The following is a 17,607-nucleotide window of genomic DNA, read 5'->3' on the forward strand; positions in this document are numbered from 1 at the left end:
GGCTCGCGCGGTGCACGCGGCGGCGGTGGTCCTCCCCGAGTTCGCACTCCTCGCGCTCGGCCTGCTGCTGCGGCTGCGGTTCTGGCGGGCTCCCGGCTTCTGGGTCGACCTCGAGCGGCTGGTCTACTTCGTCCTCTTCCCGGTGCTGCTCTTCCGCACCACGCTGGCCGCCGATCTGGGCACGGCCGGCACGGGCGCGGTGCTGCTGGCGGCGGTCGGCGGCACCCTGGCCGGAGCCGTGCTCGGGTCGGTGGTGTTCGTGCTCCCGGGTGGCCGGACGGCGGCGGCCTCGGGGTGGCAGACGGCGTTCCGGTTCAACTCCTTCCTCGCCCTCGCCCTCGCCGACGACGGCGGTCCGGCCGCCCTGGCGCTCATGGGCGTGCTCCTCGGCGTCAACGTGCCGCTGGTCAACGTGCTGGCGGTGACGGCGCTGGCGCGGGCGACCGCGAGCGGGGCGGGACGGCGGCGCGGTCGGGTGCCGGCCGCGGTCGCCCGCAACCCGCTCGTCCTCGCGACGGCGGCCGGGCTGGCGGGCAACGCGGCGGGTCTCGCGCTGCCCGGTCTGCTCGACACCACCCTGGCGCGCCTGGCCTCCGCCGCCGTGCCGCTCGGACTGCTCGCCGTCGGGGCAGCCCTGCGCATGGCCGGGCTCCCGCGAGACCGCTGGCCCGCGGCCGCGTCGCTGGCCGTGGTGAAGCTTCTCGCCGTGCCTACCGTGGCCCTCGGGCTGGCGGCCGCCCTCGGGGTGGGTCGCCCGGGGGCCGCGGTGGTGCTGGCGTTCGCCGCCGTCCCGCCCGCGACGTCGTCCTACGTGCTCGCCGCCCGCATGGGCGGGGACGGCCCCTTCGTCGCGGCCCAGACGTCCCTGACGACGGCCGCCGCCCTGGTCACCCTGCCGCTCTGGCTCGCCCTGACCGGCTGAGCTCGGGCCGGCCGCGACCGGACCTCGTGCGGCGATCGCCGCCCGCACCGGACCCGTCGATGTGGGCGATCTCCCTACGCGCGGTAGCGCTGCGTCACGACCGGCCGGGCCGGCCGCAGGACACGCCGCGGTCCCCGGTGGCACCGCGTCCGGACCGGGTGCGCGCGTCGAGATCGGACCGTTAACTTGCGGGCCGGTGCCGGTACCATGGGGGACCGGTCGGTGGCTCCAGAGAGACCGCGATGGCCCGCAGCGCAGGCGACGTCGACCGAGCCCGTGTGCCCCGGGGCCGTGCCCCGGCGGGTTCGCCGGGCCGATGAGCGCGGGACGCCGGCGGCGCAACCTGCGCAGGCGGGCCGCCGTGGGTCTCGCCGTGGCCGCCGTGGCCACGGCCCTCCAGGCGGAGGGCGCGGTGCCCGGCCCGGGCGCACCCGCTGCGACGTCCGGCAGCGGCTCGGCCGAGAGGGAAGACGGGACGCACGAGCCCACCGTGCTGGTGGCCGACGTCCTCCTGCTGGCCCGGGACGCCGTCACCCGGAAGGCCCCGTCGGCGACCGCCGCCGCCGAGGCCACCGCCGCCCCCGCCGCCGCGGTTGCACCCGCGGAGCCCGGCACGCAGGCGGCGCCTCCAGCTCCGGCGGAGGGCTCGCCGGCGCCCCCGGCGCGGGTCGCCCCGTCGGGGATTGCGTCGACGCTGGCAGCCAACGGGATCCCGTCGACCGCGCTGGAGGCGTACCAGCGGGCGGCCGCCGGCGCACCCGCCTCCTGCGGGATCACCTGGTCGCTGGTGGCCGCGATCGGGCGCGTGGAGTCCAACCACGGTCGCTTCGCGGGGGCGGTGCTGCACACCGACGGACGTTCGTCGCCGCCGATCGTCGGCATCCAGCTCAACGGCAACGGCACCGCGACCATCCGCGACACCGACGGCGGGCGCCTCGACGGCGACCGCGCCTTCGACCGCGCCGTGGGTCCGATGCAGTTCATCCCGTCGACGTGGCGGCTGTACTCGGCCGACGGCGACGGTGACGGCCGGAGAGACCCGTTCGACATCGACGACGCCGCCGCTGCGGCGGCCCGGTACCTCTGCGCCGCCGGCGGCGACCTCTCCTGGGAGGCCGGACGTCGGCGGGCCGTCTTCGCGTACAACCACTCCGACCACTACGTGGCCACGGTCCTCACGCTCGCCGCGGCGTACGCCGGCACGCCACCGCCGGTCCTGCCCACGACGCCGGGGCCGGCGCCCGAACCGACCGTGCCGCCGGCCCATCCGGCTCCGGCCCCGGCCCTGCCGGTGCTGCCGCCCGCGACCGTCGAGCCCCCGCCCGTCCAGGTGGCCACCGCGGAGCCGGCCCCGCCGGTCGGCCAGCCCGCGCCGGCGGTCCCGGCACCCGGTGACCCGCCGTCCGCCGCGCCGGCCGATCCGCCGACGACGCCCGCCGAGCCGGCGGCGCCGACGCCGACCGAGCCCCCCGCCGGGACGCCGAGCCCGTCACCCGCCGAGCCGGCGGCTCCGTCACCGTCCGAGCCCGTCGGGACGACGCCGCCCGGCGAGCCCTCCGGAACGCCGGCACCGTCGCCGACCGAGCCCCCGCCCTCCTCGCCGGCGCCTTCCTCGCCGGCGCCCTCCGAGCCGGCGCCCTCCGAGCCGGCGCCTCCGTCGGATCCCACAGGAGGACCGGGACCGTCGGAGCCGCCCGCGCCTTCCGAGCCGCCGCCCCCGCCAGCGCCCGCGCCGCCGCCCCCGCCGACCCCGGAGCCCCCGCCTCAGCCCGAGCCCGCACCTGCGCCCGAGCCGCCTCCGCCTCCACCGGCGCCGGAGCCCGCACCCGCTCCGGAGCCCCCGCCTCAGCCCGAGCCAGCACCCGCGCCCGAGCCGCCTCCACCTCCGCCTCCGCCTCCGCCGGCGCCCGCACCCGCTCCGGAGCCGCCGCCCCCACCGGCCCCGGAGCCCCCGCCCGAGCCCGCACCCGCGCCCGAGCCGCCTCCGCCTCCGCCGGCGCCCGAGCCCGCACCCGAGCCCGCACCCGCGCCGGAGCCGCCGAACGAGCCCGCGCCTCCGCCGCCGACGGAGCCGCCCGCGCCGACCGGGACGGCCGCCCCGGTGCCCGGGCCGCCTCCGGTCGCCCCGACCTCCGGGTGCAGCGGCGAGCCCCTCGCGGGGGCGCCTACCGTCGTGCACGTGCACGACGGCTCCGGTGATCCGGCGGTCGCCGCCGAACTCGCCGCGCGCCTGGCCGCCGCGGGCATCGCCGTCGGCACGGTCACGCCGGTCGAGTCCGCCATCTCCGCCGTCCGGTCCGCCGAGGCGCAGCGGCCGCAGGCCGAGGCGCTCGCCACGGTGCTGGGGCTCGCCGGGGTCGAGCCGGACGGGGCTGCCGGGGCGGTCGTCCTCGTCGTGGGCCGGGACGACCACGCCGTCCTGCTGACCGGCGATCCGGGCTGCTGAACCGGCGTCCCACCGCTCGCTGCACGAGCCGGGGTGCAGAACAGCTGGCACGATCGGGTCGTGCCCAACCCCGTCGCGCTACCTGCTCTGGCGCGCCAGGCGTTCCGCGCTCGCGTGTCCGGCGACCCGACGGGCGCCCCGCCGTGGGTCCGGGAGATCGCAACGGTGGGGGAGGGGCCGGGGTGGTTCGAGCCCGACGGCATCGTCTGGCGGGTGCACGGCGACCTCTCGACGCTGGTCGGCGGGGTCGCCGCACTGCTCGGGCAGGCGGCGCACCCGCTCGCCCTGGTGGGCGTCCAGCGCCACTCGGCCTACCGGGAGGACCCGTGGCGGCGGCTGGCCGGCACCGCCCGCTGGCTGGTCGTCAGCACGTTCGGCTCGGGCGAGCTGGCCGAGCGGGAGGCCGGCCGCGTGCGCCGCATGCACACCCGGGTCCGGGGCAGCGCGGACGACGGCCGCCCGTACTCGGCGGCCGACCCCGACCTGCTCCGCTGGGTGCACCTGGCCTTCACCGATGCCTTCCTGGCCGCCCAGCAAGCGGTGGGCCACGACCTGACGCCCCGCTTCGGCCGGCGGTGGCCCGACGCCTACGTGCGCGAGTGGGCGCGCGCAGCAGGGGCGCTGGGCACGACCGACCTGCCGTCGTCCGAGGCCGGGCTGGCCGAGGCTCTGGCGGCCTTCCGACCGGTGCTCGCGCCGGTGCCGGCCGACCTGCGCGCCTTCCTGGCCGCCCCGCCCGGGCTGAGCCGGCCCGAGCAGCTGTTCTACCGGGGGCTCGCCGGGGCGGCCGCGCACCTGCTCTCGCCGACGACGGCGCCGTTCGCGCACATGCCCGGCCGGGGCGCCGGAGGCGCGGTGCGGGTCGCGCTCACCCGCGCCCAGCTACGCGGCCTGCAACTCGCGCTCGGCCCGTACAGCCCCTCGGAGCAGTCCGCGCGCTGGCGGCTGGGCCTGGGTCCGGCTCCCGCCTGGATGGGGCGGTCCCCGGCGGCCTGACGCGCGGAGCTCGTCAGGCGCCGTCCCGGGCGGGCTCGGGCGCCGGTTCGATCGGGGTGATGACGTCGACCAGGACGCCGTCGGGCGCGGCGAGGATGAAGTGCCGCTGCCCGAACGCCTCCGACCGGAGCGGCACCAGCGCCTCCAGGCCGCCGTCGGTCACCAGCCGCCGGTACTCCGCGTCGACGTCGTCGACCTCCAGGTTGAGCAGGACCCCGCCGGCCGTCCGTCCGCGGTAGGCCGCGGGCACGGAGTCGTGGTCGGGGTCGAGCACGGCCAGCTCCCACCGGTCGCGCCGGAGGCTCACGTACCAGTCGGACTCGAACGTCGGGTCGAACCCGAGGCGCTCCCGGTAGAAGCGCGCGGTCCCTTCGACGTCGGCGCTCATCAGGACGGGGTACACGCTGGTCGGCACCATCACCGCTCCTTTGCATACGTGCTGTACGTATAGTGGGGACGCTATACCTGCACGCTGTACGTAACAAGGGGTGACATGCCACGGTCCTCGCGGCTGGAGGCCGCGCGCACGGAGGCGCGGGTGCGGTCGACGGCCCGGTCGCTGTTCGCCGAGCGCGGCTACGCCGCCGTGGGGCTGGAGGACGTCGCCGCCCGGGCGGGCGTCACGCGCGGTGCGGTCTACCACCACTTCGCCAGCAAACGCGGCCTGTTCGAGGCGGTGCTGGCCGACGTCCTCGGTGCGGTCGGTACCGCCGTGGCGCGGGCCGCCGGCCCGATCGACGAGCCGTGGGAGAGCCTCGAGGTGGGCTGCCGCACCTTCCTCGCCGCCGTCCTCGACCCCGGCGTGCGACGCATCGCCCTGGTCGACGCTCCCGCGGTGCTCGGCTGGAGCACCTGGCGCGGCGCCGACGCGGCGAGCTCCGGCCGGCTGCTCGACCAGGTGCTGCACCGGCTCGCCGACGACGGTCGGCTGGCCACGACCTCGGTCGCGGCCGCGTCGGCCCTCCTGTCCGGCGCCATGAACGAGGCCGTCCTGTGGGCGGCCGGCGCGGACGATCCGCGGAAGGCCCTCGGGGAGGCGGAGGAGGTGCTGCTCCGGCTGCTGCGGGCCCTGCGCGTGTGACGCTGCGCGGAGCGCCGTCCGCGTCCGATCACGGCCCGGTCGGCCGGGGTCCGACAGCGCGGTGGTGCGGTGGCGAGGACGGCGTCGAGGCGGTCGGGCGGGGCTGCGGATCAGTCGACCGGCGGCAGGACGCGGGGGACGAACACCTCGTCGACCGGCATCGGACCGACGTACTGGCGGCACGTGCAGGGCACCCAGGTGTGGCCGGCGAAGCGGCCCTTCTTGTCGTAGGTCTCGCGACGCAGCTCGGCGTAGCAGGTGCTGCGCTCGCGGTCGTGCTGGCTGAGCACGTGCCCGCAACCGCACACGGGCGTCACCGGGCGCGGCGTCGAACGGCGCCGGCCGAACCGACCGGCCGCGAAACCGGTCACCAGCAGGGCCGCACCCACCAGCAGGCTGATCGGCTCCATCGTGCCTCCTCGCGGTCGTCGCCCCGAAGGTAGCGCGCCCGGGGACGGGACGCCGCCGTCGAATCGACAATCAGGGTTCACCCGGATGCCATGGTTTCTCGGATGTGACGCAGGGCACTGTGATGATCGTGAACGCCTACGCCGTCGGATTCTCGCGCCCGGACCGATGGTCGGCCACGCACCCGGCGGAGCACACCTACCCGTGGCACGCCGTGGAGGCGCACCGCCCGGCCGCGGAACTGGACGGGGAGGTCGAGCTCGCGGTGTGCGGGGCCATCGTCCAGGTGTGGGGGTCCCAGGCCTGGACGCGCGTCGGGGTGGGCCGCACGGCCTGCCCCGAGTGCCAGCGGATCACCGCGGTCGCCGAGCCGGTGGGCAGCCGCCGCTGAGCCCCGTCGGACGCACGCCACCGCCCGGCGCCGTGCCGGTCGAGGGCGGGCCGGTCGGGGTCGGTCAGGGTCGCGCGCGCGAGCGCGGGTCCGCACGGCGTCCGCTGATCGCCGACAGCCCGGTGATCTCCCGGCCCACGATCAGCGCCTGCACCGAGTCGGTGCCCTCGAAGGTGAACACCGCCTCCATGTCGGCGTGGTGCCGGGCCACGTGGTGCTCCAGCAGGATGCCGTCGCCACCGAGGATGTCGCGGGCGTCGGCGACGATCGTCCTGGCCTTGGCGGCGCAGTTCATCTTCGCCAGCGAGGCCATCGCCGCGGTCATCCGGCCGGCGTCGGCGAGCGTCGACAGCCGCCAGCACATGAGCTGCATCGTCGTGATCTCGGCCAGCATCCGGGCCAGCTTGTCCTGCACCAGCTGGTAACCGGCGATCGGCGAGCCGAACTGCTCGCGGCGCAACGCGTGCGCCAGGGCCAGCTCGTAGGCCCCGGTCGCGGTGCCGAGCGCGCGCCAGGCGACCGTGTACCTGGTGCGGTCGAGCACCGTCGAGACGTCCTTGAAGGAGGTGCAGCGTGCCAGCCGGTTGTCCGCCGGCACCCGGACGCCGTCCAGCGTCAGCTCCGCCTGCCACACCGCCCGCAGCGCCGTCTTGCCGGTCATCACCCGCGCCGAGAAGCCCGGCGTGCCCTTCTCGACCACGTAGCCACCGACGGCGCCGTCCTCGCCGCGGGCCCAGACGAGCACCAGGTCGGCGATCGAGCCGTTGCCGATCCACTTCTTCTGCCCGTCGAGCACGTAGGAGTCGCCGTCGCGGCGCGCCGTCGTCTCCAGCCCGACGGCGTCCGACCCGTGCGCGGGCTCGGTGAGGCCGAAGGCGCCGATCTTCTCGATGCGGGCCATCTCCGGCAGCCAGCGCTCGCGCTGCTCCTCCGAGCCGAGCATGGCGATCGACTGCATCGCCAGGAAGCTGTGCACGCCGTTGAAGGTGCCGATCGAGCCGTCACCCCGGGCCAGCTCGGCGGCCACGAGGCCGGCGGCGACGTTGCTCATGCCCGGGCAGCCGTACCCCTGGATCGTCCCGCCGGCGATGCCGAGCTCGGCCAGCTTCGGCACGAGCTCGGAGGGGAACTCGGCGCGCTCCCAGTAGTCGTTGATCCGCGGGGTGACCTCCTTGTCGCAGAAGGCGCGGACCCGGTCGCGGATCTCGACGTCGGCGGGCTGCAGCAGGTCCTCGACCACGTAGAAGTCGGTGGCGGCGTCGTCCATGGACCGACGCTACGGCCGGCGGCGGACGACGGCGAACCCGCGTCGCGGCAGGGACGAAGGACCCTGTCGTGCGGACGACGCGGGGCGCACCATGCCGCCATGACGGAGCGCGCCCCCGGCGCGCCGGTCGACGCTGCCGATCGGCCGCTGCTCCTCGTCGACGTGCGCCCCTCGGCGTGCGGCTACCAGGCCCTGCTCTGGGCGCTGCGCGAGGCCGAGCGCCGCGACGCCACCCTGCTCGCGGTCACCGTGTGGCCGGGGGATCCCGGACAGCCCGACGAGGGCCGCGACGAGATGGCGCGGGCCCTGGCCGCCACCGTGCAGCGGGCCACCGACGAGACAGGGGTGCACGGCCGGACCCGGGTCGACGTGGTCACCGGCCCGGTCCGGCTCGGCGAGCTGGCGGAGTGCTCCGGCGCGGAGCTCATGGTGGTGCCTTCCGAGGAGGTCGCGTCATGACCGAGCAGACGGTCGTCCCCGAGCAGAGCGAGCCGGTGCCGCACCCCGGCGAGGCGGAGCACCGCGGTCACCGCGTGGTGGTGGGTGTCGACGAGTCCGAGGGGGCCCGGGCCGCACTGCTGTTCGCGCTGCAGGACGCGGCGCGGCGCGGCGTGCCGGTGGAAGCGGTGAGCGCCTACCGGCCGCCGGAGTACTGGCTCGACTTCAACGCCGTCGGTGAGTGGTCGCAGGACAGCATGCAGCGGTCCGCGGAGGACCGGGCGCGGCACCTGGTCGACGAGGTCCTGGCCCGGGGGCCGCAGCCGCCGCCGGAGCTGCACGTGAAGGCGGTCATGGGGCTGCCGGTCGACGTGCTGCTGCACGAGTCGCAGGGGGCCGACCTGCTCGTGGTCGGCAGCCGGGGACGCGGTGAGTTCGCCAGCATGCTGCTGGGCTCGACCAGCATCGAGTGCGTGATGCACGCCCCCTGCCCGGTCACCGTCGTCCACTCGCCCGAGGCGCGCCGGCACCGGCTGCACCTGCACCGCGAGCGGCGGGCCCGCCGTCCGGTGGGCGCGCACATCCAGGCCGGCTGACCCGTCGGGGGCATCCCCGCAGGTCGCGAGGCACCCGCGGCGCGGACACCGCGGTAGGTTGCGGCGTCCCCTCCGGCGTCGCGGGAGCCTGCCGTGCCCATCCTCATCCGGCTGGTCCGCAGCCTGCGGCTGGCCGTCCGCGGGTGGCGGCTGCCGCTGGCCGTGGCGATCGGCGTCTTCCTGACCAGCTGGCTGCTCATGTGGCTGGTGGAGCCGGTCGGCAGCGAGCTGGTGCGGCCGGGCGTCTACTGGTGGTACTTCGTCGTCACCGCCGCGACCGTCGGCTACGGCGACTTCTTCCCGGTGTCCACCGGGGGCCGGCTGGTGGGCAGCTACGTCATCGTCGGCGGCATCGTCACCCTGACGCTGCTGTTCACCCGGCTCGCCGACGTGCTGCAGTCGCTGAGGAGCAAGCGGTTGAGAGGTGTGGTGACCCTGGACCTGCGCGACCACGTCGTCCTGCTCGGCTACTTCCCGGGTCGCACCGAACGGCTGGTGGCCGAGCTGACCGCCGAGGGCCGGCAGCAGGTGGCGCTGTGCGCCTGGGACGACGTCGCCGAGGACCCCATGCCCGAGCAGCAGGCGGTGCACTTCGTCCGCGGCGACCTCACCCACGCCGACGTCATGCAGCGCGCCGGCGTCGCCCGCGCCCGGACGGCGGTCATCGACGGCCGCGACGACAACGAGACGCTGGCCATCGCCGTCGCCGTCGACCACGCCAACCCGGCCGTGCACATGGTCGCGGCGCTGCGCGACCTGACCCGGCGTGACAACCTGCGCTACGTCAACGCCGGCGTGCAGGTGGTGCAGTGGCACATGCCCTACCTGCTCACCGAGGAGGCGAACGATCCGGGCATCACCCAGATCTACAACGAGCTGATGACCCACGGCGGCAGCGGCAACACCTACTCGGTCACGCTGCCGGACGGGTACGCCACCTTCGGCGACTGCCAGAGCCACTTCGGCCGCGCGTTCGGGGCCGTCGTGCTCGGGCTGCGGGCCGACGGCGGACTGGAGGTCAGCCCGTCCTGGGACCGCCCCGTGCCGCCCGGGACCACGCTGTACTACGTGGCGCGCCGGCGCATCGACGCGGCGGGGCTGCGCGCCGCGCGCTGAGCGGGGCGGCCGCTCGCCGGAGCCGGTCAGATCCAGCCCAGCAGCCAGCCGAGCAGCGCGACGCCGGCAGCGAGCACCAGCAGCGTCACCACGAGCGCGGCCAGGGTGGGGACCACCACCCACCGCCGCTTGAACCGCCGCCGCGCCGGGGGCGGCGGAGGCGGCTCGGGCCGCCGGTGCTCCGGCCGCCGGTGCTCCGGCCGCCGGTGCTCGCGCCGCCGCTCGGCCACGTACCGCGCCGAGCCGCGTGCCACGGAGCCCAGGACGGCGCGCGACGCGTGGGCCAGCCGGTGCAGGTCGTCGGCGTCGAAGCGGTGCACCGATCCGGCGGGAACGGGACCGGGCCGGGGCGGCGGATAGGCCGGCGGCTGCTCCCGTGCCGGGGGGCCGGCCGCCCCGTCGGGCGACGGCGCACCGTCCGACCGGGGCGGAGGGGGGCCTCCCGGCGCCTTCGGCGGCGGACCCGGGGACCCGGCGGCCGAGGACCCGGCGGCCGAGGGCCGGGCGGCCTGGTCCCCGGCGGCCGGGGGCGGGGCGGCCGGGGTGCCGGCCGCGGCGTCCGGCCGCGCACCGGCCAGCACCGCCTCGAGGTCGCGGCGGGCCTGCGCGACGGTGGCGCGGCGCGCCGGCTCCTTGGTGAGCAGCCCGCGCAGCAGCGGCTCCAGCGGGCCGGCCCGGTGCACGGGGGCCGGGTCCTCGTTGGCGACCGCCATGAGCGTGGCCATCGCGTCGCCGCGGTCGAACGCCAGCCGGCCCTCGACGGCGGTGTACAGCGTGGCCCCCAGCGACCACAGGTCGACCGGGGGCTCGGGTGTGCCACCGGTCGCCCGCTCCGGCGCCATGTAGGGCGGCGAGCCGATGAACGCCCCCGAGGTGGTCAGCGAGGCGTCCCCGGTGCTGGTGGCGATGCCGAAGTCCGTCAGCCGCGCATGGCCGTCGTGCACGACGAGCACGTTGGCCGGCTTCACGTCGCGGTGCACGATGCCCTCGGCGTGCGCGGCCTCCAGCGCCGCGAGCACGTCGAGGCCGATGCGGGCGACGGCCTCGGGGGACAGCGGGCCGTCGTCCTCGACGATGCGCTGGAGGCTGCGGGCGGGCACGTGCTCCATGACCAGCCACGGCTTGCCCTCCTCCTCGACCACGTCGAAGACGGTGGTGACGCAGGGGTGGTCCAGCCGGGCGGCGGCGCGCGCCTCGCGCAGGGTGCGCTCGCGCAGCACGGCGCGCTCCTCGTCGGTGAGGTGCACCGAGAAGGTCACCTCCTTGAGCGCGACCCTCCGCTGCAGCACCCGGTCGGTGGCCAGCCAGACGGTGCCCATGCCGCCGCGGCCGAGCACGTCGGCCAACTCGTAACGGTCGGCGATGACCCGGCCCCGCGGCCCGGCGTCGAGGCCCATGGGCGGAACCTACCCGCGCGGTGCCCTCCTCAGCCCTCCTCCGGGCGCTCGTCCGGCTCGCTCAGCTCCTCGAGCGCGGCGGCCTGCTCGGGGGTGACCTGCTCGAGGGCGATGTCCCGGGGCTGCGGCGGCCCGGCGTCGGACGGCGGTGGTGCGGAAGGTGTGGTCATGGCGCGAGCCTGCCGCAGCCGGGGCGACGCCCGCGCGCGGGGACCTCGTCGCCCGGAGGACCCCCGTCGTGCCGTCCGCGGCCGGTCCTGTGAGCATGGACGGCGATGCATTTCCCGACCGCCGCCTCCACCGAGGACGACGGCACCTTCGTCGAGGACGCGATCACCCTCGCCGAGGGCGTCCAGGCGACGGCGGTCTTCGTCGCCGCGATCCTGCTCGCGATCCTCCTGCGGCGCCTGCTGGTCAAGGCCCTGGACCGCGACGCCGACCGGCACGCGGGCCTGCTGATCGGCCGCTTCCTGTCGATCCTCGTGGTCGCGGTCGGCCTGGTCTACGCCCTCGACCTGATGGGCGTGCGGATCGGCCCGCTGGTGGGCGCGCTGGGCGTCGGCGGCATCGCGCTGGCCTTCGCCGCCCAGGACCTGCTGTCCAACTTCATCGCCGGCATCCTGCTGCAGATCCGTCGTCCGTTCCGGGTCGGCGAGCAGATCAGCAGCAACGACCACGAGGGGACGGTCGCGGACGTCAACCTCCGCACGACGGTGCTGCGCACCTACGACGGCCTGGTCGTGCACCTGCCCAACGCCGAGGTGCTCAAGGCCGCGATCGTCAACTACACCCGCACGCCGCTGAGCCGGACGTCCATCACGGTCGGGCTGGGCTACGAGACCGATCTCGCCCGCGTGCGCGACGTGCTGCTCGAGGCGTGCCGGTCGGCGGACGGGGTCGTCGCCGACCCCCCGCCGGAGGTGTGGATCGAGACGTTCGGCGAGTCCACCGTCGACGCCGCCGTCCGCTACTGGCACGCGGCGGACATCGCCAGCCGGTGGCGGGTGCGCAGCGAGGTGGCCATCGCGATCAAGACCGCTCTCGACCGCGAGGGCATCACCATCGCCTTCCCGCAGCGGGTGCTGTGGTGGGGCCGCGAGGACCCGGCGGCCACGTCAGGCGAGGGCTAGCTCGGTCCGGACGGCGTGGACCGCGGCCGCGGGGGAGGGCAGGCCGCCCGAAGTGATCACCCGGCCGTCGACCAGCAGCGACGAGACGGCGAGGCCGGCGCGGACCGACCGCCGCAGCGGGCCGCCGCGCAGGCCCGCGCGGCGGCCGCCGGCGACCAGTTCGGGGAGCAGGAAGATCCAATTGGACGGCGCGACGAGCTCGACGTCGACGTCCGGCGGCAGCGCCCTCCGCAACGCGCGGTAGACAGCCGCCACGTCGTCGTCCGCCGCCGGCCCGGCGGCGCAGGCCGGCGCGTCGTGCGCGTGGCCGCCGCCCTCGTCGAACGGGCGCACGTCGGCGCTGCAGCACCCGCCGCCGCCCCCGCCCGCGGACCGGGGTCCGCGGACGAGGACGACGCGGTGCCTCACCGCCGGCCGTCGTCCGGGCGACGCTCGTCGCCCCGGCTCTCGACCGGCGACGACGGGTTGGCCTTGGACACCGCCGACGGGGCGCCCGTGCCGGTCGGGCCACCGCCCGACGGAACCCGCGGCTGCCGGTAGGCGCCACGCAGGGCCAGCGCGGCCTCGACGACGAGCCAGACGGCCAGCACGAAGATGATCGCGTCGAGCGGCGCGAGCACCCACTGGCCGGCCTGGACGAAGTTGCGCAGGTTGACGACCAGCGCCCATGACGTCATCACCAGCAGGAACACCAGCGGCACGAGCACGGCGACCGGGTTGCGCCCGCCGCGGACCACCCAGACGGCCACCACCGCGAGCGCCAGCCCGGCGGTCAGCTGGTTGGTCGTGCCGAACAGCTGCCACAGCACGCCGAACGTGTAACCGGCCTCGCCGCCGCCCGGCAGCAGTGCCATGACCAGTGGGATGACCACCGCCACCGTGGTGGCCAGCGTCAGGTTGCGGGCCAACGGCTTGATGCCGGCCAGCTCCCCGATCTCCTGGACGACGTAGCGCTGCAGCCGGACGCCGGTGTCCATGGTGGTCGCGGCGAAGCTGATGACCACGACCGCGGCGAAGATCGTCGCCAGGTCGAGCGGGATGGCCAGGTTGTTGGCGAACTGCGCGACACCGTTGACGAAGTTTCCCGCCGCGCCGCCCGACGCCGTGGCGAAGTCGGGGTAGAGCGCGTCCCAGTCGGCCTGCGAGGCCGCGACGCCCGCGGTCGCGGCGAGCACCGAGCCGGTGGCGAGGGAGCCCTCGCCGACGGCGCCCATGTAGCCGACGTAGCGGGCGTCGGTCTCCTTGTCCAGCTGCTTGGACGACGTCCCCGACGACACCAGCGAGTGGAAGCCGGAGATCGCGCCGCAGGCGATGGTGATGAACAGGAACGGGAAGAAGTTCGGCGAGCCCTCCGGCACGTCGTTGACCACCGGCGCCTGGATGACGTTCAGGCCGACGATGATCCCCAGCGCGATGACGCCGAGGGCGATGAACAGCTGGTGGCTGTTGATGTAGTCGCGCGGCTGCAGCAGCACCCACACCGGGATGCGCGAGGCGATCCAGGTGTAGGCGAACAGCAGCACCACCCAGACGTTGCGGGTCTGCTCGACGCCGAGGGCCTCGGCCAGCCCGTCGAGGGAGATCGGGAAGGCGTTGCCGACGAGGATCAGGGCGTACAGCACGAGGACGCCGACGATCGAGGGCAGCAGCGCCGACGAGCGGGTCTTGTAGATGTACTGCCCGATCCCGATGGCCAGCGGGATCTCCAGGACGATGGGGATGACCGCGCCCGGGTTGGCCACGAACAGGTTGCCGATGACGACGGCGAACACCGCGTTCACCAGCGTCAGCAGGAAGAAGATGATCACGAGGAAGAGCCGGCGGGCGCGGCCGTTGATCACCTCGCCGGCCAGCGTGCCGATGCTCTTCGCCTTGTGCCGGGCCGACACGACCAGCGAGCCGAAGTCGTGCACGCCGGCGGCGAAGATGGTGCCGAGCACGATCCAGGCCAGCGCCGGACCCCAGCCCCAGAAGACGGCGATCGCCGGGCCGACGATGGGGGCGGCGCCGGCGACCGAGGTGAAGTGGTGGCCGAAGAGCACGTGCTTGTTGGTCGGCACGTAGTCGTTGCCGTCGTTGAACTCGTGCGCCGGCGTCACGAACGCCGGGTCGAGTGCGTACACCTTCCTCGCGAGGTACCTGGAGTAGTAGCGGTAGCCGAGGAAGAACAGCACCCCGACGACCGCGGCCACGACGAATGCCGGCACGGTCTCTCCCCACGTCCGTGGCGGCCGCCGTTGGCCGCCCCCTGTGGAGTAGACAACTGGCTGATGGACAACTCAAGTCACGGTCCGGCTATCCACTCGTCAGGTATCGCCGAACTGATCTGGCGGGTGCCCGGGGCGCCACCGCGGGCGATCGGCGTCGTGCCGCTGCTCATGGACGCGCGCCCGGCCGTGGCGCTGCCGTGGGCGTTCGTCGACGACGCCCGGGCGGCGGCGGCCAGTCCGGGCGCTGCGCTGGTGCTGTCCGATCCGCGGCTGAGCGGGCCCGGCTGGCGGCCGCTGGTCCTCGCCGGCCGGATGCAACTGGTGGAGGACGGCGACGGCAGCCTGTTCCGCGACGACCTGCTGCGGCAGGAGGTGCGCAAGCACCCGCCGGCGCGGGCGCTGGTCGACTCGCCGGTGCTGCGCCGCGAGCACTGGTGGTACCTGCCGCGGCTGATCCTGCTGCTCGACCCGGTCACGGTTCGCGACGGCGGCCGCCGCGACGGCCCCGCCGACGCGGTCCTCGCGGTCGACGACGACGGTCTCGAGGTGCGGACAGTCCGGGTGCCCGACTGGGACGCCCGGCCGCTGGCGGTGACCGGCGGGCCTGCTGCGCGCGGGCCGGCCGTGCTCGTCGGGCAGGAGGTCTCGGTGCCCGACGCCGAGCGGTGGACCGTGCACACCACGACCGGCTCCTACGCCGAAGGTGCGCTGACCGGGGTCGAACCGGCGGCGACCCGGGCGCTCGAGCCGACTCCCGGGCTGCTGGCCCGGATGCGGCGCGAGCGCGCCCTCGAGAAGGCGTGCGTGTCGGCGCTGCGGGCGGCCGGTCACGGCTGACCGTGACCGGCCCGGGTCGGCGCCCTCCGCGCGGGGTCACTGGGCGCGGCGCAGGTGGTCCTCGTCGCCGGGGGTCGTCTCGGTGCTCCACACCAGCGAGGCGGCGTGCTCCCGGCCATCGGGCAGGATCACGAGCAGCAGGCCCTGGTGCATGTCGTCCGCGGGACCGTGGCCGGCCGAACCGGTGCAGCGCACGACGCGGCCGGGCGTGACCGTGACGTACGAGGGGCAGGGGACCCGGCGCACCGAAGCGGCTCCTTCCGCGGACCAGCGGCTCCCCCTTCCGCCAGCGTAGGACACCGTGCCCCTGCCGGTCGCGGGTTCCGGGACCGCGGCTACCGGAATCCCCCCGGTGGTCGACAGCGTCCTCGCTCCGGCACCTCGCGCCGGGGAGCGATTCCGCGCTCGCCGGCGCTCGCCGCGATGCTTACGGGTCCGTCGTCAGGCGGGCGCCTCGTTCTGGTCGAGGCACATGACGTTGCCCTCGCTGTCCTTGAACCAGGCCGCCTTGCCCATGCCCTTGATGACCGCGACGTCGCCTTCCCACTCGACGCCGGGCATGTCGTAGTGCTCGAAGCCGACGCCCTTGGCCTTGAGCTCCTCGACCTCCGACGCGATGTCGTCGACGTGCCACTGGGCGATGGTGTGCCCGGCCTGACCGGCATAGGTCGTTCTGTAGACGTTGAACCGCGTCCCGGACTCGGTGCGGTAGGCGAGGGTCTCCCCGGCAAGCTCACGGGCGGGGGTCAGGCCCAGCTTGTCGGCGTAGAAGGTGCGGGCCCGGTCGAGGTCGGCCGCGGGGATGTTGGCCTCGACCCGGCTGGTCTTCAGCATCGTCGCCTCCGGAACCGCTCAGTCCCCCGCTCCGATGATGGCGGGCAAGCTAGACCCGGCCCGAGGACGCGGACAAGGAGCACGGACGCGTGCCGGTTCCCGGGCACGGCGGCGCGGGTACGGCGCAGCGGCATGAGCGGCAAGTCGGCGAAGGACTACGAGAAGGACTACACGGAGCCGGAATTGCGGGAGCGGCTCAAGGAGGAGATCAAAGCGGGGGACCGCGGCGGCGAGCCCGGGCAGTGGAGCGCCCGCAAGAGCCAACTGCTGACCACCGAGTACGAGAAGCAGGGCGGCGGCTACGAGCACGAGGGGGAGCGCACGGAGTCGCAGGAGCACCTGGAGGAGTGGGGCGAGCAGGACTGGAAGACCGCCGAGGGCGGTGCCGACGCCCGCGGTGACGACGGCACCGCGCGCTACCTGCCCGACGCCGCGTGGCAGCTGCTCGGCGAGGACGAGCGGAAGGCAACCGACCGCAGGAAGAAGCGCGGGAACCGGCAGCACGTGCCCAACACCGACGCCGCGAAGGAGGCCCGCAAGGCCGCCGAGCTGCTCGACGTCGACGCGGCCGAGGCGCGGAGGAAGGTCGCGAGGATGGACGGCGACTCGCAGCTCGACCGCGCGGAGAAGGCGGAGGAGGAGCTGGGCTCGGGCCGCAAGACGGTGCTCGAGGCGATCGAGAAGCAGCGCCCGGAGGACTGACCCGCAGGAACGCCCGGGCCGCCCGGAACCGTGGCGCGCCGGGTGCCGCGGCGTCCGCGCGGCACCCGGCGGCGGACGTCAGGGCAGCACCAGAGCGGCCTCGTACAAGGTGGTCACCTCGGCGTTCGGGTCGTCGGTCGGCGTGATGTCGAGCAGGGCCACCTCGCCGGTGGCGCCGGAGAAGTCGCCGGTCCCGCCGGTGACGGCGATGTCGAGCTGGAAGGGGTCGGTCTCGTTCTCCGGCGGGGTGGAGAAGTCGACGTGCACGGTGCCGTGCAGCTGCGACCCGCTGTCGAGGACGAAGGCGATGTCGCAGACCAGGTTGTCGGGCACGGCCTGGCCCAGGCACTCGATGTGCGTCCGGCCGATCTCGTCGCCGAGGGTCTCGCCGTCGTCGGTCGCGTACAGGGCTTCACCGATGAACACCTGGGTGCCGGGCTGGATGCCCTCCTCCGGTGGCGGGGCCTCCTCGTCGCCGGTGAAGGTCTGGCCGTCGGGCAGCACGAGGGCGAAGGTGTCCTCCACGCCGATCCACTGGTGGTCGACCCCGGGGTCCGCCTCGGCGGCGACCGCGGCGCTCGAGCCGGTCAGGCCACCGGCGAGGACGAGGACGGACAGGACGGCGATGCGGCGCATGGGGAACTCCCTCGGTCAGGTGGACGTGCTCGGTCGACGCCGTGACGTGGACCGGCCCGGTGCTGCCTCGACGACGTCACCGCCGCCGCGTCCCCCGTGCCGGTACGTGCTCGTCTGAGCACGTCACCGGGGCTGTTCCGCCACGCCGCGGGATGCTCCTCGGGGGCCGAGGGCGCCACAAGTGCCGTGTGCGCGACGCA

At 75.4% G+C, this 17,607-nt stretch carries 22 protein-coding genes and 1 pseudogene; 12 read left to right on the forward strand and 11 right to left on the reverse strand.

Annotated elements, in window-relative coordinates; genetic code table 11:
• Window positions 1-10: 10 nt before the first annotated feature.
• The gene (locus tag OF117_RS11065) at window positions 11-922 is read left to right on the forward strand and encodes an AEC family transporter (protein WP_263552890.1); all 912 of its coding nucleotides are present in this window, start codon (window positions 11-13) and stop codon (window positions 920-922) included.
• A gap of 973 nt (window positions 923-1,895) precedes the next feature.
• Window positions 1,896-2,006, forward strand: a pseudogene (locus OF117_RS22255) (lytic murein transglycosylase); the annotation flags it as partial.
• Window positions 2,007-2,080: 74 nt separating this feature from the next.
• Here OF117_RS22255 and OF117_RS11070 read toward each other — a convergent pair.
• Window positions 2,081-2,590: a hypothetical protein gene (locus tag OF117_RS11070; protein ID WP_263552891.1), complete on the reverse strand. Its 510-nt coding sequence runs from the start codon at window positions 2,588-2,590 to the stop codon at window positions 2,081-2,083.
• A gap of 511 nt (window positions 2,591-3,101) precedes the next feature.
• On the opposite strand from OF117_RS11070, the gene OF117_RS11075 reads away from it, so the two are divergent.
• Window positions 3,102-3,368 carry a LytR C-terminal domain-containing protein gene (locus OF117_RS11075; protein WP_263552892.1) on the forward strand — a complete coding sequence of 89 codons (267 nt, stop codon included), beginning with the start codon at window positions 3,102-3,104 and terminating at the stop codon, window positions 3,366-3,368.
• Between the two features lie 60 nt (window positions 3,369-3,428).
• Window positions 3,429-4,364 (forward strand): oxygenase MpaB family protein, encoded by a 936-nt coding sequence (locus tag OF117_RS11080; protein WP_263552893.1) that lies wholly within the window; start codon window positions 3,429-3,431, stop codon window positions 4,362-4,364.
• A 13-nt stretch (window positions 4,365-4,377) separates the two neighbouring features.
• Here OF117_RS11080 and OF117_RS11085 read toward each other — a convergent pair whose 3' ends face one another.
• The gene (locus OF117_RS11085) at window positions 4,378-4,782 is read right to left on the reverse strand and encodes a VOC family protein (RefSeq protein WP_263552894.1); all 405 of its coding nucleotides are present in this window, start codon (window positions 4,780-4,782) and stop codon (window positions 4,378-4,380) included.
• Window positions 4,783-4,857: 75 nt separating this feature from the next.
• Between OF117_RS11085 and OF117_RS11090 the strand changes: the two genes are divergently transcribed.
• Entirely contained in the window at window positions 4,858-5,445 is a 588-nt protein-coding gene (locus OF117_RS11090) for a TetR/AcrR family transcriptional regulator (protein WP_263552895.1), read from the forward strand.
• Between the two features lie 110 nt (window positions 5,446-5,555).
• Here OF117_RS11090 and OF117_RS11095 read toward each other — a convergent pair whose 3' ends face one another.
• Entirely contained in the window at window positions 5,556-5,855 is a 300-nt protein-coding gene (locus tag OF117_RS11095) for a hypothetical protein (RefSeq protein ID WP_263552896.1), read from the reverse strand.
• Between the two features lie 104 nt (window positions 5,856-5,959).
• On the opposite strand from OF117_RS11095, the gene OF117_RS11100 reads away from it, so the two are divergent.
• Window positions 5,960-6,244: a hypothetical protein gene (locus tag OF117_RS11100; protein WP_263552897.1), complete on the forward strand. Its 285-nt coding sequence runs from the start codon at window positions 5,960-5,962 to the stop codon at window positions 6,242-6,244.
• A gap of 64 nt (window positions 6,245-6,308) precedes the next feature.
• Here the strand turns inward: OF117_RS11100 and OF117_RS11105 are convergent, their stop codons facing one another.
• Window positions 6,309-7,511 (reverse strand): acyl-CoA dehydrogenase family protein, encoded by a 1,203-nt coding sequence (locus tag OF117_RS11105; RefSeq protein WP_263552898.1) that lies wholly within the window; start codon window positions 7,509-7,511, stop codon window positions 6,309-6,311.
• Between the two features lie 99 nt (window positions 7,512-7,610).
• Between OF117_RS11105 and OF117_RS11110 the strand changes: the two genes are divergently transcribed.
• The 3 genes from OF117_RS11110 to OF117_RS11120 all read left to right on the forward strand — a co-directional run bounded on the left by OF117_RS11110 (window position 7,611) and on the right by OF117_RS11120 (window position 9,661).
• Window positions 7,611-7,970: a universal stress protein gene (locus OF117_RS11110; protein WP_263552899.1), complete on the forward strand. Its 360-nt coding sequence runs from the start codon at window positions 7,611-7,613 to the stop codon at window positions 7,968-7,970.
• Window positions 7,967-8,545, forward strand: coding sequence for a universal stress protein (locus OF117_RS11115; RefSeq protein ID WP_263552900.1), 579 nt, complete (start codon window positions 7,967-7,969; stop codon window positions 8,543-8,545). Before OF117_RS11110 ends, OF117_RS11115 begins: the two co-directional genes overlap by 4 nt.
• Before the next feature lie 93 nt (window positions 8,546-8,638).
• Window positions 8,639-9,661, forward strand: coding sequence for a potassium channel family protein (locus tag OF117_RS11120; RefSeq protein ID WP_263552901.1), 1,023 nt, complete (start codon window positions 8,639-8,641; stop codon window positions 9,659-9,661).
• Between the two features lie 26 nt (window positions 9,662-9,687).
• Here OF117_RS11120 and OF117_RS11125 read toward each other — a convergent pair whose 3' ends face one another.
• Together OF117_RS11125 and OF117_RS11130 are read right to left on the reverse strand one after the other, a co-directional pair.
• Complete coding sequence (locus OF117_RS11125; protein WP_263552902.1) at window positions 9,688-11,058, reverse strand: serine/threonine-protein kinase; 1,371 nt, start codon at window positions 11,056-11,058, stop codon at window positions 9,688-9,690.
• A 29-nt stretch (window positions 11,059-11,087) separates the two neighbouring features.
• Window positions 11,088-11,228: a hypothetical protein gene (locus OF117_RS11130; RefSeq protein WP_263552903.1), complete on the reverse strand. Its 141-nt coding sequence runs from the start codon at window positions 11,226-11,228 to the stop codon at window positions 11,088-11,090.
• A 105-nt stretch (window positions 11,229-11,333) separates the two neighbouring features.
• Here OF117_RS11130 and OF117_RS11135 point away from each other — a divergent pair, with 105 nt between their 5' ends.
• Window positions 11,334-12,188: a mechanosensitive ion channel family protein gene (locus OF117_RS11135; protein ID WP_263552904.1), complete on the forward strand. Its 855-nt coding sequence runs from the start codon at window positions 11,334-11,336 to the stop codon at window positions 12,186-12,188.
• On the opposite strand, the gene OF117_RS11140 is transcribed toward OF117_RS11135, so the two are convergent.
• Entirely contained in the window at window positions 12,174-12,521 is a 348-nt protein-coding gene (locus tag OF117_RS11140; protein WP_263552905.1) for a hypothetical protein, read from the reverse strand. The two genes, OF117_RS11135 and OF117_RS11140, sit on opposite strands and share 15 nt — an antisense overlap.
• 71 nt (window positions 12,522-12,592) lie before the next feature.
• Window positions 12,593-14,395 (reverse strand): carbon starvation protein A, encoded by a 1,803-nt coding sequence (locus OF117_RS11145; RefSeq protein WP_263552906.1) that lies wholly within the window; start codon window positions 14,393-14,395, stop codon window positions 12,593-12,595.
• Window positions 14,396-14,458: 63 nt separating this feature from the next.
• On the opposite strand from OF117_RS11145, the gene OF117_RS11150 reads away from it, so the two are divergent.
• Window positions 14,459-15,235 (forward strand): hypothetical protein, encoded by a 777-nt coding sequence (locus OF117_RS11150; RefSeq protein WP_263552907.1) that lies wholly within the window; start codon window positions 14,459-14,461, stop codon window positions 15,233-15,235.
• 36 nt (window positions 15,236-15,271) lie between these two features.
• On the opposite strand, the gene OF117_RS11155 is transcribed toward OF117_RS11150, so the two are convergent.
• Entirely contained in the window at window positions 15,272-15,481 is a 210-nt protein-coding gene (locus OF117_RS11155; protein ID WP_263552908.1) for a hypothetical protein, read from the reverse strand.
• Between the two features lie 195 nt (window positions 15,482-15,676).
• The gene (locus OF117_RS11160) at window positions 15,677-16,069 is read right to left on the reverse strand and encodes a VOC family protein (protein WP_263552909.1); all 393 of its coding nucleotides are present in this window, start codon (window positions 16,067-16,069) and stop codon (window positions 15,677-15,679) included.
• Window positions 16,070-16,201: 132 nt separating this feature from the next.
• Between OF117_RS11160 and OF117_RS11165 the strand changes: the two genes are divergently transcribed.
• Window positions 16,202-16,771: a hypothetical protein gene (locus OF117_RS11165; protein ID WP_263552910.1), complete on the forward strand. Its 570-nt coding sequence runs from the start codon at window positions 16,202-16,204 to the stop codon at window positions 16,769-16,771.
• Window positions 16,772-16,849: 78 nt separating this feature from the next.
• On the opposite strand, the gene OF117_RS11170 is transcribed toward OF117_RS11165, so the two are convergent.
• Window positions 16,850-17,407 carry a hypothetical protein gene (locus tag OF117_RS11170; RefSeq protein WP_263552911.1) on the reverse strand — a complete coding sequence of 186 codons (558 nt, stop codon included), beginning with the start codon at window positions 17,405-17,407 and terminating at the stop codon, window positions 16,850-16,852.
• Window positions 17,408-17,607 lie beyond the last annotated feature (200 nt).

Origin of the sequence: Geodermatophilus sp. YIM 151500 (assembly GCF_025716945.1) — a bacterium.
Taxonomy (GTDB): Bacteria; Actinomycetota; Actinomycetes; order Mycobacteriales; family Geodermatophilaceae; genus YIM-151500.

Bases quoted from the DNA above. Each gene is read 5' to 3' on its own strand.
- OF117_RS11085 (WP_263552894.1), bottom strand. From the start codon at position 4,782: ATGGTGCCGACCAGCGTGTACCCCGTCCTGATGAGCGCCGACGTCGAA.
- OF117_RS11090 (WP_263552895.1), top strand. From the start codon at position 4,858: ATGCCACGGTCCTCGCGGCTGGAGGCCGCGCGCACGGAGGCGCGGGTG.
- OF117_RS11095 (WP_263552896.1), bottom strand. From the start codon at position 5,855: ATGGAGCCGATCAGCCTGCTGGTGGGTGCGGCCCTGCTGGTGACCGGT.
- OF117_RS11105 (WP_263552898.1), bottom strand. From the start codon at position 7,511: ATGGACGACGCCGCCACCGACTTCTACGTGGTCGAGGACCTGCTGCAG.
- OF117_RS11110 (WP_263552899.1), top strand. From the start codon at position 7,611: ATGACGGAGCGCGCCCCCGGCGCGCCGGTCGACGCTGCCGATCGGCCG.
- OF117_RS11115 (WP_263552900.1), top strand. From the start codon at position 7,967: ATGACCGAGCAGACGGTCGTCCCCGAGCAGAGCGAGCCGGTGCCGCAC.
- OF117_RS11125 (WP_263552902.1), bottom strand. From the start codon at position 11,058: ATGGGCCTCGACGCCGGGCCGCGGGGCCGGGTCATCGCCGACCGTTAC.
- OF117_RS11130 (WP_263552903.1), bottom strand. From the start codon at position 11,228: ATGACCACACCTTCCGCACCACCGCCGTCCGACGCCGGGCCGCCGCAG.
- OF117_RS11135 (WP_263552904.1), top strand. From the start codon at position 11,334: ATGCATTTCCCGACCGCCGCCTCCACCGAGGACGACGGCACCTTCGTC.
- OF117_RS11150 (WP_263552907.1), top strand. From the start codon at position 14,459: ATGGACAACTCAAGTCACGGTCCGGCTATCCACTCGTCAGGTATCGCC.
- OF117_RS11160 (WP_263552909.1), bottom strand. From the start codon at position 16,069: ATGCTGAAGACCAGCCGGGTCGAGGCCAACATCCCCGCGGCCGACCTC.
- OF117_RS11165 (WP_263552910.1), top strand. From the start codon at position 16,202: ATGAGCGGCAAGTCGGCGAAGGACTACGAGAAGGACTACACGGAGCCG.
- OF117_RS11170 (WP_263552911.1), bottom strand. From the start codon at position 17,407: ATGCGCCGCATCGCCGTCCTGTCCGTCCTCGTCCTCGCCGGTGGCCTG.